Genomic DNA, 14,753 nt, shown 5'->3' with positions numbered 1-14,753 from the left:
CCGGACGTCGGCCTGCGTGGGGAGTGCCAGCGCGCCGCGGCGCGTTGAAGTCCACCGCTGGTGAAGGTGACCGGTGGCGCGGCCATGGAAACGAAGAGCGCCCCGATGCGGGGCGCCTTCGTGGTCTGGCTTGTGGTGCGCACGCGGACCCATTGCGGTCCGCGTGCCGCCAGGGCAGGTGCTACATCGAAACCCGCTTGCGGTTGTCCGCGGACACCCGGTCGATCAGCTTGTTGTAGGGGTCGAAGCCGGCCTCGTAAGGCAGCTGGTCGACCACCACCGTCAGCTTCGGCTTCGCGCTGGTGACGTGGACGCGCTCCATGTACAGCACCGGTCGATCGGCTTCCTCGCCGGTCTTGCCCTGGCCGAACACGCCCACCTCGATCCAGTCGTCGAGCTTGCCGGCGGTCTCCTTGCCCTTGCCGTCGGCATAGCGCTTGTCGGCGTGCAGTTCGAGGGTGACCTCGTACTTGCCGTCGGCGCGCTTCTTCGCCGTCGCGGTCTCGACGCGGTTGTCGTAGAAGCTGATCTTCTCGAACAGGTCGGTGATCAGCGCCTGCTGCTCCGGCTTGGCCTCGGCGCGCAGGTAGGTCAGCAGCTCGGCCGAGGTCGTGTAGGGCGCTTGCTGGAAGCCCTTGTCCTGCAGGAACTTCTTCAGGGCGCGGTTCACCGCGGCCTCGCCAAGCTCCTCGCGCAGGCGGTAGAAGACCAGCGAGCCTTTCTGGTAGTGGATGTACTGCTGGTTTTCGTTGCGGTACAGCGGCAATTCCTCCACTCGCTCGCCGCCGCGACCGGACAGATAGCCATCCAGTTCGGTCTTCAGGAACTGGCGCATCTTGTCGCGGCCGTATTCCTTCTCCATCACCATCAGCGCGGAGTATTGGGCCAGCGACTCACTCAGCATCGTCGCGCCCTGGACGTTGCCGCCGATCACCTGGTGCGCCCACCACTGGTGGGCGACCTCGTGCGCGGTCACGTAGTAGACGTAGTCGATGTTGTCCTTGTCGCGCAGGTCGGCGATGAAACCAATGGCTTCCGAATAGGGAATGGTGTTGGCGAAGGACTGGGCGAAGGTGCCGACATATCCCGGGAACTCGATGATGCGCACCTGTCGGTGCTGGTACGGCGTGAAGTTGGCCTCGTAGTAGGCAAGCGACTTGCGGGAAGCCTCGATCATTCGATCGATGTTGTACGGGTGGTGCGCGTCGTAATAGATCTCGATCGGGATGCGGCGGGTGCTCCCGTCGGGCAGGTGGCTGACGTAGTCGCCCTTTTTCACCTGCCAGCGTGCCGACAGGTAGGCGTAGAAGTTCAGCATCGGCCGGTCCATGGCGTAACTGAAGCAGCGGCGGCCTGCGCGGGTGAACTCCTTCTGCAGGTAGCCCGGTGCCAGTGCGATCTGGTCCGGAGCGGTGCAGATGGTGGTCTTGAAGTCCAGCCAGTCGGCGTCGTCGTCGATGTAGGGATTGGCGCGGGCTTGGGTGTCCTCGAGCTTGGGCATTCGGCGCGGCTCGCCGAGCTTGCGCTTGCGGCGATCGTTGCGGTCGGTGATCTCGCCGCCGGCGTCGTAGCCGAAGGTGGGGAAGATGCGGTTGTTGAAGAAGCTGCCGTTGTCGACGATCCGGGTCTCGGGCGCGCTATTGGTCAGGCCGTTGGGGTGGTAGTCCATCTCGAAGGCGACCTCGCGCATCTCTCCCGGCTGCATCGGCCGGTCGAGGCGGTAGATGCGGTAGCCCAGCGGCTTGTCATGCTTGACCAGCTTGGCCCCGCCCAGGTCGATTGACGTCAGTGCATCGTCTACAGGGACGCTGATGTGGATCTCAGGGATAGCCTGGGCGTGCGGGTTGCGCACGCGGTAGCGGCCGTGGACGCGCAGGGTCTGGGTTTCCGGGCGCAGGTCGATCTCCGTCTGCGTAGCCAGGATGCGAGGCTGCGCCAAGTTCCGGTATTTGCCGTACTCGCGCTCGTAGCGGGCCTGCAGGTCGAGCTGTTGTTCGCCCGAGAGGTAGGTGTTGCGGATGTTGGTATTCCAGAACAGCCAGCCCCCCACCGCAACGAAGGCCAGCACGGCGACAATCAGGCCGCGCGCCAGCGGGCCGCGCATGCGCTGCCGGGCGATGGCGAAGCGCTGCTTGCGCCCCTGGTCGACGCCGCGGACCCACAGCGCCAGCGACACCAGCAGCAGGCACAGCAGGCACAGCGCCCAGTACATCTGAAACCACAACTGCCCCGGCAGGAAGTGGCCGTAGCCATTCATGTCCGAATACGGAGCGTTCGGCCACCTCCCGAACGTGTAGAGCATGTGGTCAAAATCCATCATGCCCAATGCGGCCTGCGCGATCACGACCACGAGCAGCAGCGCGTAGCCGATGAACTTGTTGTTGCTCAGCACCTGCAGCACCAGCGCCATTCCGCCCATCAGGATGAAGGCGATGCAGTTGACCGACAGCAGCTTGAGGTAGACAAGTGGCTCGAGTTGGGTGTGCCCCTTGGCCAGCTGGATGGCCACAGCGGTGAGCGCGCCGATCGCCTGGAAGCACACGATCACCGCCACAAGGGTGGTGAACTTGGCCAGCAGCGGCACCCAGTTGGGCACCGGCATGGCGTCGCTCACTTCGTTGATCTTCGTGCCGCGCTCCTTCCACACCAGTTCGCCAGCGTAGAACAGCACGATGATGACCAGCAGGAACCCGTAGCTGGCCTGTAGTGCGTCGAGGATCTGCGAGGTGACCGGATGGATCGGCGTCTCGTACGTCGTCGACATGAACAGCGCCGACGGGATGAAGTTGGCGATGCCGAACACCAACATCACAAGGAAGGGCACGCTGCGCAGCACGCCAGCCGTATCGAAGCGGACCTGGCGCAGGAACTGCTGCCATGCGGTAGCGGCGGTGAAGGCGGGCGTGGGCTTGGGCACCACGACGGAGGCCGAGCGTTCTGCCGATCGCGAAGCCGGTGCTGGAGCAGACACCGCCTTGCGCTTGCCGCGGCGACGCGAGGTGCCGCTGCGTTCGGTTTTGAACAGCGCGAACGTCGCTGCCAACATCGCCAGCGCGATGACCGACCACAGCGCGCGGTTGGCAAGCAGATAGCCAGCGACGGCGGGCAGGCCGGCGTTGCGTTCCTCCACCGACCAGTAGCGAAGCGTGCGCGACAGGGCGCGCACGCCCAGGGGCTCGGCAAGCGTGGCGAGCCACACGTTGTCCAGGTCCTTGAGCATGTACGCGCTGGTGCCGTACAGCACGTAGAAGGCCAGCACGCCGATGTATACCCAGAGGATGCTGCGCGTGGTGGCGGCCAGCAGCGCCAGCAGTGCGCCAGTGAACAGCACGTTGGGAATTACCTGCACCGCGAACGTCCACAGGTACGGCTGCAGCGATATCGGTCCCAGCCGCGCCGGGTCGATCCACGGCATGAACTGGGCAATGAAGATGCCAAGCGCGATCACCATGTACACCACCAGGCTGGCCGTGAACGCCGCGGCGAGCCGCCCGGCCAGGTAATCACGCTTTCGGATCGGGCTGGCGAAGAACAGTTCGGCCGTGCCTTGGTCGAAGTCGCGCAGCAGGGCGCTTGTGATGAAGATCGTGATGATCAGCATGCCCACCAGGGTGAAGAAGGTGAGCCACTGAGCGATGACGGTTGGGGCATTGCGGTGCACATTGCCGATACCGCCGCCAATCTGGACGGCATCGCTGCTGGCGGCGCCGAAGGCCAGGAGAGCAAACAGGGCCGCCAGCACCCATAGCAGGGGAGAGCGGAGCTGCTCGCGCAGCTCGAACTTGAAGAATTCAAAGGTCATGGGAGCGCTCTGTCAGGCCAGTTCGGCTTCGGCGGCGGGCGTTGGCTGCGATGCGGCCGGGCGGCGGGCCTGTTGGCGCAGGCGCTGGAAGTACACGTCCTCCAGTCCAGGCGCGACCTGCTCGAAGCCGGCGTCCGGCTTCTCATGGCTGAAAACGTTGATGACCGGATGCCCACCGATCAGGCGCGTGGACAGCACCTGGTGCCGTGACTCGTATTCCGCCAGTTCCGCCTTGCCGACCTGCTTGCGCCAGACCTGCCCGGCGAGCGCGGCGATGGCATCGTTGGGCTTGCCGGTCAGCAGCACCTGACCCTTGTTCATGATCGCCATGGTCGGGCACAGGTCGGTGACGTCTTCGACGATGTGCGTGGAAAGGATGACCGCGACGTTCTCGCCGATCTCGGCCAGCAGGTTGAGGAAGCGGTTGCGCTCCTCCGGATCCAGGCCCGCGGTGGGTTCGTCGACGATGACCAGGCGCGGGTTGCCCAGCAGGGCCTGGGCGATGCCGAAGCGCTGGCGCATGCCACCGGAGAACGTCCCCAGCTTGCGCTTGCGGGCATCCCACAGGTTCACCTGCTGGAGCAGGCCGTCGACCACCTCGCGGCGCTGCTTGCGCGCGGTGAGGCCCTTGAGCACGGCGAAGTGCTCGAGCAGGTCCTCGGCGCTGACCTTCGGGTACACGCCGAAATCCTGCGGCAGGTAACCCAGTTGGCGGCGTACCGCGTCCTTGTCGCGCAGCACGTCGATCGTCCCGCCGTCGGCGCCCTGCAGGGTGACGCTGCCGGAATCGGCCTCCTGCAGAGTGGCGAGGGTCCGCATCAGCGACGACTTGCCGGCGCCGTTCGGACCGAGCAGGCCGAACATGCCCCGCGGGATGTCGAGGCTGACGTCATTGAGCGCGTGCACGCCGTTGGCGTAGGTCTTGCTGAGGTTGCGGATGGTGAGCATGCGGTCCGTGTCTTGGGTAGGCCCGCGGGCGACGGGCGGCGGGCCATGCTAAGGCGTGCCGGACGGCCCGTTCCATAGGCTGGTGGTCATTGGGCCTCCTGGGTTCGGCGGCGGTCCGGGATTCGATCGCCATGCCACCTGTTGGGCTGCCCTGCTTTGGCTGAGGGGTTCAGCGGCGCGCTGCATCGCACCAGGGCCGGTCTGCCGGGCAGGGTAGGCGTGGCCGCACCTCCCAAGGGCACGTCGATCCATAGCGAGATATCTTGGCCCCGGTTTCCGTACCACCTCCAAAGCTTGAACCTGATCCGCAAGGAGACGCAGCATGGAAAAGTTCACGGGCGGTTGCCTGTGCGGCGACGTCCGGGTCGAGGCGTCGGGCCGTCCGTACCGGGTAGGTGTCTGTCACTGCCTGGACTGCCGCAAGCAGCATGGGGCGCTGTTCCATGCTTCGGCGGTGTTTCCCGAGCAGGCGGTGACGATAGTGGGCGACACGCGCGATTTTGGCGGCCGGCATTTCTGTCCTCGCTGCGGCTCGCCGGTGTTCGCGCGCACCGCGGACGAGATCGAGGTGAGCCTGGGATCCCTGGATGCCCCCGACCAGCTGCGGCCCAGCTATGAACTCTGGACGGTTCGCCGCGAGGCCTGGCTGCCGCCGTTTCCGCACACCCGGCTGTACGAGCGGGAACGTGATGCGGCGGGTCGCTTCGAAGGCTAGGCCGTGCGCAGGCGACAAGGCGTCGCCCGTCAGCGGCGCCCTGAAGCGGCGATGCTCTGGATTCCCTTCGATAGGGGCTAGGCACTCGCCGATTGCTGACGCGCCGGCCGGTAAGCCGACGTCACATGTCCTCCGGCGTGGGCCTGCGATTCAACCAGCTCCAGCCGGCGCTCGCCCAGGTCGGCGGGAGTGAAGGAGCGGCCGGCGCCAAGCAGTACCGGCACGGTGCGCAGCCGCAGCAGGTCGACTTCGCCTGCACGGAGCAGGGCATCGCTGAGGGTGAGGCTGCCCCACACGATCAGGTCGCCGGTGATGCGCGTTCGCAACGCGCGTACCGCGGCCACGCCATCGCCCCGCAGGAGCTCGGCCGCATCGTCCGCGCCCCAGGGCGCGGCGCGGAGCGTGGACGAGACCACGAACTTCGGCAAGGCGTTGATCGGGCCGGCTACCGGCTCCGCTTTCGCCGCCGGCGTGGGCCAGTAGTCGGTGAACATCGCGTAGGTCACGCGGCCCAGCACGATGGCGCCGACGCTGGCCAGCATCCGCAATTGTCCCGGGTCCGCGTCGTTGAGCTCGCGGGCGGATGTGAAGAAGCCGATCCCGCCCTGTGCGTCCTGGGCGTAGCCGTCGGCGCTGACGATCTGTTCCACGATGAGCTTGCCCATGTCTGCCTCGCTGTCGGTGGGAGGGATCAGGGCGCATGGCACCCATGCATGGATGACGAACGGGCGGGAAGGAGATCGACATCCTGTGACCGCAGGACAACGGGAAGATGTGCCCCGATGCTGCTGCCTTCAGCGGGCATCGCTGTGGGCGGACTCACCCACGGGGTCTGGCTTGTTTTCCGCCGGGGCCTTGCGGCAATGTCTGGGGCCCGCAAGGTGGCGGGGAATGACCTGGACGTCCAGGCTCCAACATGGCCGGCAAGCCAGGCGCACCTGCGGGAATGGAACGGCTATCGCCGTTTCGATGGCGAAGCAAAGAACGCTCGATGGAATGACTGCTCGATGGACTGACCAAAGGAGCTCGACATGAAATGGATCAACTGTATTGCGCGTAAGCCACGGTTCGTGGGCGTGAGGGGTTTCATCCTGTGCACGTTGCTGCTGCTGTCGGGGGGCGGCCTGGTACCCGGTGCGGCGCAGGCCCAGGTGCCGGTACTGAGCCAGGTGCAGCGCCAGGCCTATCTGAACTATTACGCGCCGGTGATCATGCAGCGCGCCGAGGAAGACAGCAGCAAGCCCGGCCGCGACTGGATCTCCAACTACGACTTCGATCGCGATGGAAACTTTGCCAACAACCGCTACACGTGGGCGAATGTTCTGTCGGGCTACGTGGCGGCTGGCGCGGCCAACACGGGCGCATACCGGCACTGGCGCATCCGGCCAACCTTGTACGCGTCACTGGTGGAGTACATGGATGGCGGCAGCAAGAAGCTGCAGCTGCTCTATCACGTTTTCCATCCCGTCGACAAAATGGCCGGCGCCATCCATGACTGGGAACGCATCGAGATCTCGGTGCGCGGCGTCACTGGCACGCCCGGCGCCGCGGGCGAGTCGGTCGGCTACGTCACCGTGACCAGCCATGCCGACCATGTCATGCGCAGCGCTTCCAGTTCGGATGTCAGGTTCATGCAGGTGGCCGGCGGCAGGCACGTCATGATCTGGCAGGCGGACGAGGACACCGGCTACGGCAGCACCCACGCCCACGAGCTGCATTTCGTCCAGGACGCCTACAGCACGATCAGCGCCAGCGTTGCGTCCAATGGCACTGCCGACGTCGACGTCACCAACGACGACGACAAGAACGTCCACTACGTCTGGGTGCCGGAGACGTCCGCGGCCGCCGTGTCGGCTTGGAACGCGAAGGCGATCAGCTATTCGAGCGCGTCGTCGCTGGCCTCCCGGCGTAACAGCCAGACCTCGTGGTCGCAGGTCAAGCGCATCACCTACGAACTGCAGGACCTGGCCGATGTGTTCCTCACGCAGTGGGGTGGATCGACGTGGTCGACCAGCTGGACCGACGACAGCACGGAGGACGTGCTGCTCGACAGCCCGATCGTGAACGAAGCCGGCGTGGCGGAGATTCCGGCGGGCCTGCAGCGGTTCTACCTCGGCTCGCGGGACAACTACAGCTCCGACCTGACCGATGGCCGCGACGGCGTGATCGCCAAGTCCTGGTTCTGGGGTGGCTATTCGGCCGAGGCCAATGCCGATGACTACACCTCCGGCTCCGACGACTTCGGTGGCTACGGTGGCGCGGGCCGTGACAGCTTCAACCGCAATCGGGCCGATGCAAGCGGGGACTACGGTTCGCTCGGGAATTACTGGCGACAGCACGACTTCTTCGCCCATTCCGGCGTCCTGGACACGCGTGAGCATTACGAAGCCGGCCTGTGGCTGGTGGGCGCCTGGTACCTCCCCCAGAACGGCGGCTTCGACGGGCGCTGGGCGCAGTTGTTCGACGACCGCCGCGACTTCGAGGCGGCTCCCGTGACACCTCCGCCGGCGCCCACCTGTCCGGCGACCGCCGAGCAGCAGTGCGACATCAAGGGCGGGACCTGGAACTCGGCAACGTGCACCTGCAGGACCGCTTGTGCGAGCTGTCAGATTCCGTGAGGACTGACGCCGGCACCCTCGGGTGGCCTGCATTGGTGGTGTCGTAGCGTTTGCAGCGGTTCTGCTGAAGAGACCAGGCCAGTGGCGGTGTTGGCTGTGCATTGCAGTCGGCGCCGCCACTTCGGGTCGCGTCCCGGACCTGCGCCATGCCGGGGCGGGCAAGGGCCCCCGGAACCTCCCGCGGCAATGGACGAGAAGTGCCCGGGCGCGTCGCATTGGCGCCCGGCCACCACCCCGTGCAGCTGCCGCATCCGCCCAGTCCGGAACCAGGCCGGGGACGCCGGGCCGCGCCGCAGGCGCATCTGGCTCGAAATCGCGATACCGCCCGGAGACTGTTTTCGACCGCTGGTCGGTCTATACTCCGCCCTGGACGGCCCGGCCAGCGGCTCGGGCGGTCGGGGCGCTGTTTCGTTCGACCGCAGGCCTGAGCCTGCGACGGCCAGATCGGGGGAAGGGAATGCGTATCTACCAAGGGGCGGCCACGCTGGTCGCACTCGGCCTGCTTTCGGGGCCCGCCAGCGCGGACAACAACGGCGGCGGCCTGGGCTTTGGCGTCTGCAAGAGCGGCTTCGCGGACAACACCGTGGTGTCCACCGAGGGTCGCGGCGATGTCACCATCGGCCAGCTGAAGGTCAACGACCGCGTGTGGTCGTTCAACGAGGCCGTCGGCAAGAATGGCTGGAGCAAGGTATTGCGCCGCGTCGATGCCGGCCCGTCCTACCGGATCCTGGCGGATTTCAACGAGCCCGGATCGACACAGGTCACCAGGGCCTGCTGGATCATCCGACCGGCGACCTGACCGGGCCGGCAGAGGATCGCACCGCAAGGATTGACGCCGCACGCCGACTCATCGCTACGCCGCGCGCCGTCCGCGCAGACTTGAACAGCGCTTCCACTTCGCCGATTGCGAGCCTTGCGCACGTGTGCACAGCCTGTGTCGCTACCTGTCCGGGCGATTAAACGAACATCACCGTCGGCTTCGGCCAGGCGCCGAGCTGCTGTTCGACTGAATCATTCAATCCGCCGCCCGCCGTCCGCGTGATCTTCGCTGTTCAGCGCGCAAATGCTTCACACCGGCTGAATATTGCTGTGACAGCATCCGTCGGCCGGGCCCCATTCGCGAGCGCGCCCCACCGCATCGGGTGACGGGTCCTGCAAATCCACCCCAATTCGACTGGAGATTTGCAGATGCGCAAGTTCGTTTCCTGGGCCGTACGCGGCCTGATCGTGCTCTCGCCCCTCGCGCTCGCCATGACCGCTTCCGCGGCGACACCGTCCGGCACCGTCCCCAATTCGCTCCGCGCGGCCATGCAGCGTGACCTGGGCCTGACGTCTTCCCAGTTGACCCAGTACCTCAAGATCGAACGCCTCGCCGCGCTGCAGGAGAAGCAGCTGGCCCAGGCGCAGGGACGCAACTTCGCCGGCAGCTGGATCGAGCGCAAGGCCAATGGCAGCTTCCAGCTCGTCGTTGCGACCACCTCGATCACCCCGAAAAAGCCCGCGGCCGGCGTCGAGTTCCGCAGCACGCGCCACACGCTGGCCACGCTCGATGCCTCCAAGGCGCAACTCGACGCCGTACTGGCGCGCGGCGGCAAGGTGCCGCGCGGCGTATATGGCTGGTACGTGGACATGCCCACCAACAGCGTCGTGGTGAGTGTCGGCAAGGGCGCGCAGCAGGCCGGCATCAACTTCGTGGCCGCCAGCGGCGCCGATGCCCAGAGCGTGCGACTGGTGACGGCTGAAGAGCAGCCGCGCCTGCGCTCCACCCTGCAGGGCGGACTGGGCTACCTGCGCAACCCGGGCGACGGCTACCTGTATGCCTGCTCGATCGGCTTCACGGTCACCCAGGGCAGCACGCCGGGCTACGTCAGCGCCGGTCACTGCGGCGATGCCAACGAGCCGGTCTACCTGGAGCTGTCGCCGCAGTGGACGCTGGGACCGAAGATCGGCAACTTCGCCGCATCCAAGTTCCCCAATCCTGGCCAGACCGGCAACGACTACTCGTGGATCAGAATCGACGCGGGTCACACCTCGCTGCCGGCCGTGTACGGCTGGGGCAAGGGCGACGTCACCGTCAGGGGCAGTACCGAAGCGGCCGTCGGCGCGGCGATCTGCCGCTCCGGTCGCACCTCGGGCTGGCGCTGCGGCACGATCGAAGCCAAGAACCAGACCGTCAGCTACAGTACCGGTGAAACGATCCTCAACCTGACGCGCACCACTGCGTGTTCCGAAGGCGGCGACTCCGGCGGCTCGTTCATCACCGGTCCCGGCCAGGCGCAGGGCGTGCTGTCGGGCGGCAGCGGCAGCTGCAAGGGCAAGCAGCCCAACAATCGCACGCGCAGTTTCTATCAGCCGCTCCTGCCGATCCTGCAGGCATACAACCTCACCCTGCGCACGGGTACCTGACGTCCGCATCCCCGCACGGGTCATGCCACACACGAACGCCCCGGCTTGCCGGGGCGTTTGTCTTGCGGGGGCGGCCACGGGGTCGTACGGGAGGCTTAAACGAAAGCTGGGCGGAGTCGACCGGGGTGCCGGGGACGCTGTGCACGGACTGCGGATTCGCATCCTGGCGGACTGATGCGCTGGCGAGACGAGCGCGCCGCACGCGACGATGATGTCGTTGCCCGCGTCGCCCGGGCACGGGTTTGCACCCGTCGCAGCTCCAGCACCGGACTGTGCCGGTTTCACCCATCGCCTGATCGGTCCACGATACGGGTTCGCTTTCCAAGGTCTTCAAGGAGCGCCACCATGACCCCTAGAATCCAGCCCTGCCTCTGGTACGACGGAAATGCCGAGGACGCGGCGCGCTTCTACGCCGACACGTTTCCGGATTCGCGCGTAGGCGCCGTGATGCGCGCACCTGGCGATTACCCCGCTGGCAAACAGGGGGACGTGCTGACCGTCGAAATGACCATCCTCGGCATGCCGTTCCTGTTGTTGAACGGTGGACCCGAGTTCAAGTTCGACGAAGCGGTCAGCTTCCAGGTCGCGACCGACGACCAGGCGCAGACCGACCGCTACTGGAATGCCATCACCGGCAACGGCGGCGAGGAAAGCATGTGCGGGTGGTGCCGGGATCGTTTCGGCCTGTCCTGGCAGATCACGCCGAAGCGCCTGACCGAATACATGTCCCAGGGTGGTGAAACGGCGGCTCGTGCGTTCAAGGCGATGATGGAGATGAAGAAGATCGACATCGCCGCGCTCGAGCGCGCGGTCGAGGGCGCCAAGGACTGAAGCGCGAGCGAAGCACGCTGGCACGCGTGGCCGCGCTAGTCCTCCACGGCCGCGGGCTCCGGAGCCACCCGCCTCATCGCATCGAGCAGTGCCTGCTGGCCCGTCCGGTCCAGGCCGGCGAGGATGTCCGCACGGTCGCCGGGACGTTCGTTCTGGCCCAGCTTGAAGATGGCGTGGGTGGCGGTGATGCGCGCGTCGAACGCGATCACCGCGCCGGCCAGCGAGGCGTAGCGCGGTCCCATGTCGGCGATGGACCAGGCGTCCGGACGGCCGCGCTCCATATGCGCGACGAGGCGGGAAATCGCCGACGTCGTGGCCTCGAGCTCGTCATGGAATTGAACCTCCACCTGGAAATGCACGGTTTCGTAATTCCACGTCGGCGCCTGGGTGCGGTCGACCAGCCACGAGGGCGAGATGTATCCGTGCGGTCCCTGGAACACCGCGAGCGCGCGCGGGTCATTGCGTAGTACGTCAACCTGCGGGTTGTTGCGCGCCATGTGGCCGATGAGCGTGCCCGTCCCGCTCGCGCTGCGCTCGAGCAGCAGGGGCAGGGGCGTGGCGGTCGGCATGCCCGGCCCGGCGCTGATGAGCAGGGCAAAAGGGTAGGCGGAGACCATGCGGTCGATGGCGAGGGGCGATTCCGGCGCGAACATCGGATATTGCTTCATGCGCGGCGACCAGGGGCTGGCGAAGACGAGAGCGGCATGGGAAACCGGTAGGAAAATAGCAGCGGGAGGGTACCAGCTTGGGTGGAGCGGATGAAGGTTTCCCGCGCTGAGCGCTCGTGGCGGACCAGGGTGCACCTGAACTGCGTGCACGGTGCTTCCGTCCTCGCCCCGGCACGGTGATTGCCGGGACCGCGGCCCTTGCTGGCGATGCCGCAGGGTCCGCCCCCCTCTTTAGTGGAATTGTCCCGCCAGGGCGGGCCTGAGAGGGTGGCGTGAACGCCGGTGCCGTGTAGCCGGCGCGATGACCCTGGAGGATCGGAATGACGCCGAACGCCCCTCGCAAGCGCGCTCCCTGGCTGGCCATGGCGGCGGCATGGGCGCTGTCGCTGGCCGGCACCGCCGCCGCGCAGACGGCCCTGCGGCCCAACCTCGTTGCGTTGGGAGCCTTCAGTCCGACGCTGTCCACGGACGCGGGCGGCCGTTCCACGCTGCGATTCGGGACCACCACCTGGAACAGTGGCGCCGGGCCGCTGGAACTGGCCGCCGGCGAAGTCGAAACCGGATCGGGCAAGCTGCGGGTATACCAAGTCGTGTACCAGAGCAGCGGCAGCCCGGTGCTCAGCTTCGCGGGCGCCTTCGAATACCACCCCGCGCACGACCACATGCACTTCAACGACTACGCGCTCTATTCGCTGCAGCCGCTCAATGCGCCGGGCGGATCGTTGCGGACCGGCGCCAAGACGACGTTCTGCGTGATGGATACCAGCCCGGTCAACCTCGCGCTGCCGCGCGCACCCGCCTCGCCGTTCTACGGACGCTGCGGGCGCGACCTCCAGGGCATGTCGGTCGGATGGGCCGATACCTACGGTCCCGAACTGGCCGGGCAGGAGATCGACTTCAGCAACAACGCCGACGGCATCTACCAGTTGAAGGTGGAAGTCGATCCCAAGAAGGTGATCCAGGAGACCAACGAGAGCGACAACGTCTCGTGCGTGCTGCTCAGCCTCAGGAAGCCGAGCACGGCCACCGTGCTCGACAGCAGCGGCCTGTGCTCCGCGGTGGCTTCGATCACCCCGAATTCGGCACGCGTGGGCACCAGTGTGCAGGTCACGATCACCGGCTACGGATTCAGCTCCGGCATGGGCGTGACCTTCGACAGCGGTAACGGGCAACGTCCCGTCGCAAGCAACGTGCAACTGGTGTCGAACACCGAATCGGTGGACCAGATCACGGCGACGGTGACGGTGCCCTACAAGAAGAACCCCGGCCAGGACCCTGTCTGGAATGTGCGGGTCGGTGGCGGTGGGGTGCTGGTCAACGGGTTCCGGGTCACGAGGTAGACCGGAAAATCATGAATTGGTTTTGCGGGGATTGGTCCGGCGGTTTCGATCCTGACCCCGTGCGACCGCATCGATCCGGGCATGCGGAAGCGAAGTGAACCGGAAGCAAGTTCGATCCATCCAGGCGAGGAGACTGAAATGACTGCGAAGAAATCATTGATGACGGCGGCGCTGGGTCTCAGTGCAGCCCTGGCGGCTGGTTCGGCTTTTGCGGGCGGACAGGCCTACGTGCTGTGCCACAACATCGGCGGCCCCATGGACTTGGGCGCCAACTGCGAAGCCACCGGCAATTGCTCGGTCGCACTTGAAGGCGGGGAAGTCCTGACCTTCAGTGCGAACCAGTTCCTGGGCATCATCATCGGTGCGAGCGAGAACGCATGGGCGGCCCACCTGGCCCATGGCGACGGGTTCGCCACCCGGGTGTTCGATCCGCCGCTGCACCTGGCATCGGTCATCGGCCCCCACCAGGCGTCGAACGTGGAATGCCTTGCACGCCGGGCCACCACCGAGCAACCGCCGGAACCGGGCAACTGACCCGCGCACGTCGCGATCAAGTGATCGGGCGGACGCATCGTCCGCTCCGATCGCCGCAGGCCGCCCTACGGAATGCTGTGGCCCGCGCCGTAGCCGCCGGGCAGGCTGCGAAGGGCCACCAGGGCGCGGCGATGCACCCCCAGCTTCGCGAAGACGCTTTGCAGATGCTTCTTGACGGTGTCTTCCATGATGCCCAGTTCGCGCGCGATTTCCTTGTTGATGCGGCCCTGGCGGAGAAGCGCGACGACCTGCATCTCCCGGGGCGTGAGCACTTCCCGGGCATCCACGTGCAACGCCGGGGCCGGCGCTGCGGAATCGACGTGGACCGGAAACTGCAGGAGGTCGGCGATGGCCATCGCCATCGAAGCGCGCGACAACCAAAGCTCCCCATGGCTGACGGCGCGGATTGCCTTCAGGCAGACGTCGGGCGGGCAGGGGGCTGGAATGAAGCCCTGGAACCCATTGCGCAGCACGTCGGCCACGACATTGCGGCAGATTCCGTCCCATAGCAGCAGCACGCGCACGCGCGGGCACTGCGCTCGGATGCGCAGCAGGGACTGCGGGTCGAGCCTCTCGAGCATGGTCTTGTCGAGCAGCAGGACGCCAGGGAGATGATGCTCCACCGAGGTGGCCAGACCGGTTGCGTCCAGCTCCGGCCGCTGCGTGATCTCGATGTCGGCCGCGCATGCCAGCATGGCCTGCGATGGCGCACCGAGGACATCGCCGGCCGAAGCCACCATGACCTTGATCCTGGCGGCGCGAGCGGTGGCGGTGGTGGCAGCCTCGAACTCCTCGAGGACAAGCGGTACCAGGCGGGACGCCGGGTCCGGCCGCACCGCGTCGAGTTGATCCTGGTGCATCGCCATGGTCCCGTCCCGGTCAGCGCCTGAC

General features: G+C 66.5%; 12 protein-coding genes. 7 read left to right on the top strand and 5 right to left on the bottom strand.

The window, feature by feature from the left end:
• Positions 1-181: 181 nt before the first annotated feature.
• Both I8J32_RS14615 and I8J32_RS14610 read right to left on the bottom strand, forming a co-directional pair.
• Positions 182-3,802 carry an ABC transporter permease/M1 family aminopeptidase gene (locus I8J32_RS14615; RefSeq protein WP_200615822.1) on the bottom strand — a complete coding sequence of 1,207 codons (3,621 nt, stop codon included), beginning with the start codon at positions 3,800-3,802 and terminating at the stop codon, positions 182-184.
• 12 nt (positions 3,803-3,814) lie between these two features.
• Entirely contained in the window at positions 3,815-4,750 is a 936-nt protein-coding gene (locus tag I8J32_RS14610; protein ID WP_200615821.1) for an ABC transporter ATP-binding protein, read from the bottom strand.
• Positions 4,751-5,072: 322 nt separating this feature from the next.
• Here I8J32_RS14610 and I8J32_RS14605 point away from each other — a divergent pair, with 322 nt between their 5' ends.
• Positions 5,073-5,465 carry a GFA family protein gene (locus I8J32_RS14605; protein ID WP_200615820.1) on the top strand — a complete coding sequence of 131 codons (393 nt, stop codon included), beginning with the start codon at positions 5,073-5,075 and terminating at the stop codon, positions 5,463-5,465.
• A 77-nt stretch (positions 5,466-5,542) separates the two neighbouring features.
• On the opposite strand, the gene I8J32_RS14600 is transcribed toward I8J32_RS14605, so the two are convergent.
• Positions 5,543-6,130: a dihydrofolate reductase family protein gene (locus I8J32_RS14600; RefSeq protein WP_200615819.1), complete on the bottom strand. Its 588-nt coding sequence runs from the start codon at positions 6,128-6,130 to the stop codon at positions 5,543-5,545.
• Between the two features lie 366 nt (positions 6,131-6,496).
• Here I8J32_RS14600 and I8J32_RS14595 point away from each other — a divergent pair, with 366 nt between their 5' ends.
• The 4 genes from I8J32_RS14595 (at position 6,497) to I8J32_RS14580 (ending at position 11,320) form a co-directional block, all read left to right on the top strand.
• Positions 6,497-8,083 (top strand): hypothetical protein, encoded by a 1,587-nt coding sequence (locus I8J32_RS14595; protein ID WP_200615818.1) that lies wholly within the window; start codon positions 6,497-6,499, stop codon positions 8,081-8,083.
• A 457-nt stretch (positions 8,084-8,540) separates the two neighbouring features.
• Entirely contained in the window at positions 8,541-8,882 is a 342-nt protein-coding gene (locus tag I8J32_RS14590; protein WP_200615817.1) for a Hint domain-containing protein, read from the top strand.
• A 389-nt stretch (positions 8,883-9,271) separates the two neighbouring features.
• The gene (locus I8J32_RS14585) at positions 9,272-10,489 is read left to right on the top strand and encodes a S1 family peptidase (protein ID WP_200615816.1); all 1,218 of its coding nucleotides are present in this window, start codon (positions 9,272-9,274) and stop codon (positions 10,487-10,489) included.
• A 345-nt stretch (positions 10,490-10,834) separates the two neighbouring features.
• Entirely contained in the window at positions 10,835-11,320 is a 486-nt protein-coding gene (locus tag I8J32_RS14580; RefSeq protein ID WP_200615815.1) for a VOC family protein, read from the top strand.
• Between the two features lie 35 nt (positions 11,321-11,355).
• Here the strand turns inward: I8J32_RS14580 and I8J32_RS14575 are convergent, their stop codons facing one another.
• Positions 11,356-11,988: an FMN-binding negative transcriptional regulator gene (locus tag I8J32_RS14575; protein ID WP_200615813.1), complete on the bottom strand. Its 633-nt coding sequence runs from the start codon at positions 11,986-11,988 to the stop codon at positions 11,356-11,358.
• Positions 11,989-12,308: 320 nt separating this feature from the next.
• Between I8J32_RS14575 and I8J32_RS14570 the strand changes: the two genes are divergently transcribed.
• Together I8J32_RS14570 and I8J32_RS14565 are read left to right on the top strand one after the other, a co-directional pair.
• A complete protein-coding gene (locus tag I8J32_RS14570; RefSeq protein ID WP_200615812.1) occupies positions 12,309-13,328 on the top strand; it encodes a lysyl oxidase family protein in 1,020 nt (339 codons plus the stop codon).
• Between the two features lie 138 nt (positions 13,329-13,466).
• Positions 13,467-13,862, top strand: a complete 396-nt coding sequence (locus I8J32_RS14565; protein WP_200615811.1) for a hypothetical protein — start codon at positions 13,467-13,469, stop codon at positions 13,860-13,862.
• 65 nt (positions 13,863-13,927) lie between these two features.
• Here I8J32_RS14565 and I8J32_RS14560 read toward each other — a convergent pair whose 3' ends face one another.
• Positions 13,928-14,728, bottom strand: a complete 801-nt coding sequence (locus tag I8J32_RS14560) for a helix-turn-helix transcriptional regulator (protein ID WP_200615810.1) — start codon at positions 14,726-14,728, stop codon at positions 13,928-13,930.
• Positions 14,729-14,753 lie beyond the last annotated feature (25 nt).

The organism is Lysobacter solisilvae (genome assembly GCF_016613535.2).
In the GTDB taxonomy this organism is placed as follows: domain Bacteria; phylum Pseudomonadota; class Gammaproteobacteria; order Xanthomonadales; family Xanthomonadaceae; genus Agrilutibacter; species Agrilutibacter solisilvae.
The sequence above is the reverse complement of the archived record's forward strand: the minus strand, read 5'-3'. Positions and strand labels throughout refer to the sequence as shown.

Bases quoted from the DNA above. Each gene is read 5' to 3' on its own strand.
- I8J32_RS14565 (WP_200615811.1), top strand. From the start codon at position 13,467: ATGACTGCGAAGAAATCATTGATGACGGCGGCGCTGGGTCTCAGTGCA.
- I8J32_RS14570 (WP_200615812.1), top strand. From the start codon at position 12,309: ATGACGCCGAACGCCCCTCGCAAGCGCGCTCCCTGGCTGGCCATGGCG.
- I8J32_RS14590 (WP_200615817.1), top strand. From the start codon at position 8,541: ATGCGTATCTACCAAGGGGCGGCCACGCTGGTCGCACTCGGCCTGCTT.
- I8J32_RS14580 (WP_200615815.1), top strand. From the start codon at position 10,835: ATGACCCCTAGAATCCAGCCCTGCCTCTGGTACGACGGAAATGCCGAG.
- I8J32_RS14610 (WP_200615821.1), bottom strand. From the start codon at position 4,750: ATGCTCACCATCCGCAACCTCAGCAAGACCTACGCCAACGGCGTGCAC.
- I8J32_RS14575 (WP_200615813.1), bottom strand. From the start codon at position 11,988: ATGAAGCAATATCCGATGTTCGCGCCGGAATCGCCCCTCGCCATCGAC.
- I8J32_RS14600 (WP_200615819.1), bottom strand. From the start codon at position 6,130: ATGGGCAAGCTCATCGTGGAACAGATCGTCAGCGCCGACGGCTACGCC.
- I8J32_RS14585 (WP_200615816.1), top strand. From the start codon at position 9,272: ATGCGCAAGTTCGTTTCCTGGGCCGTACGCGGCCTGATCGTGCTCTCG.
- I8J32_RS14615 (WP_200615822.1), bottom strand. From the start codon at position 3,802: ATGACCTTTGAATTCTTCAAGTTCGAGCTGCGCGAGCAGCTCCGCTCT.
- I8J32_RS14605 (WP_200615820.1), top strand. From the start codon at position 5,073: ATGGAAAAGTTCACGGGCGGTTGCCTGTGCGGCGACGTCCGGGTCGAG.
- I8J32_RS14560 (WP_200615810.1), bottom strand. From the start codon at position 14,728: ATGGCGATGCACCAGGATCAACTCGACGCGGTGCGGCCGGACCCGGCG.
- I8J32_RS14595 (WP_200615818.1), top strand. From the start codon at position 6,497: ATGAAATGGATCAACTGTATTGCGCGTAAGCCACGGTTCGTGGGCGTG.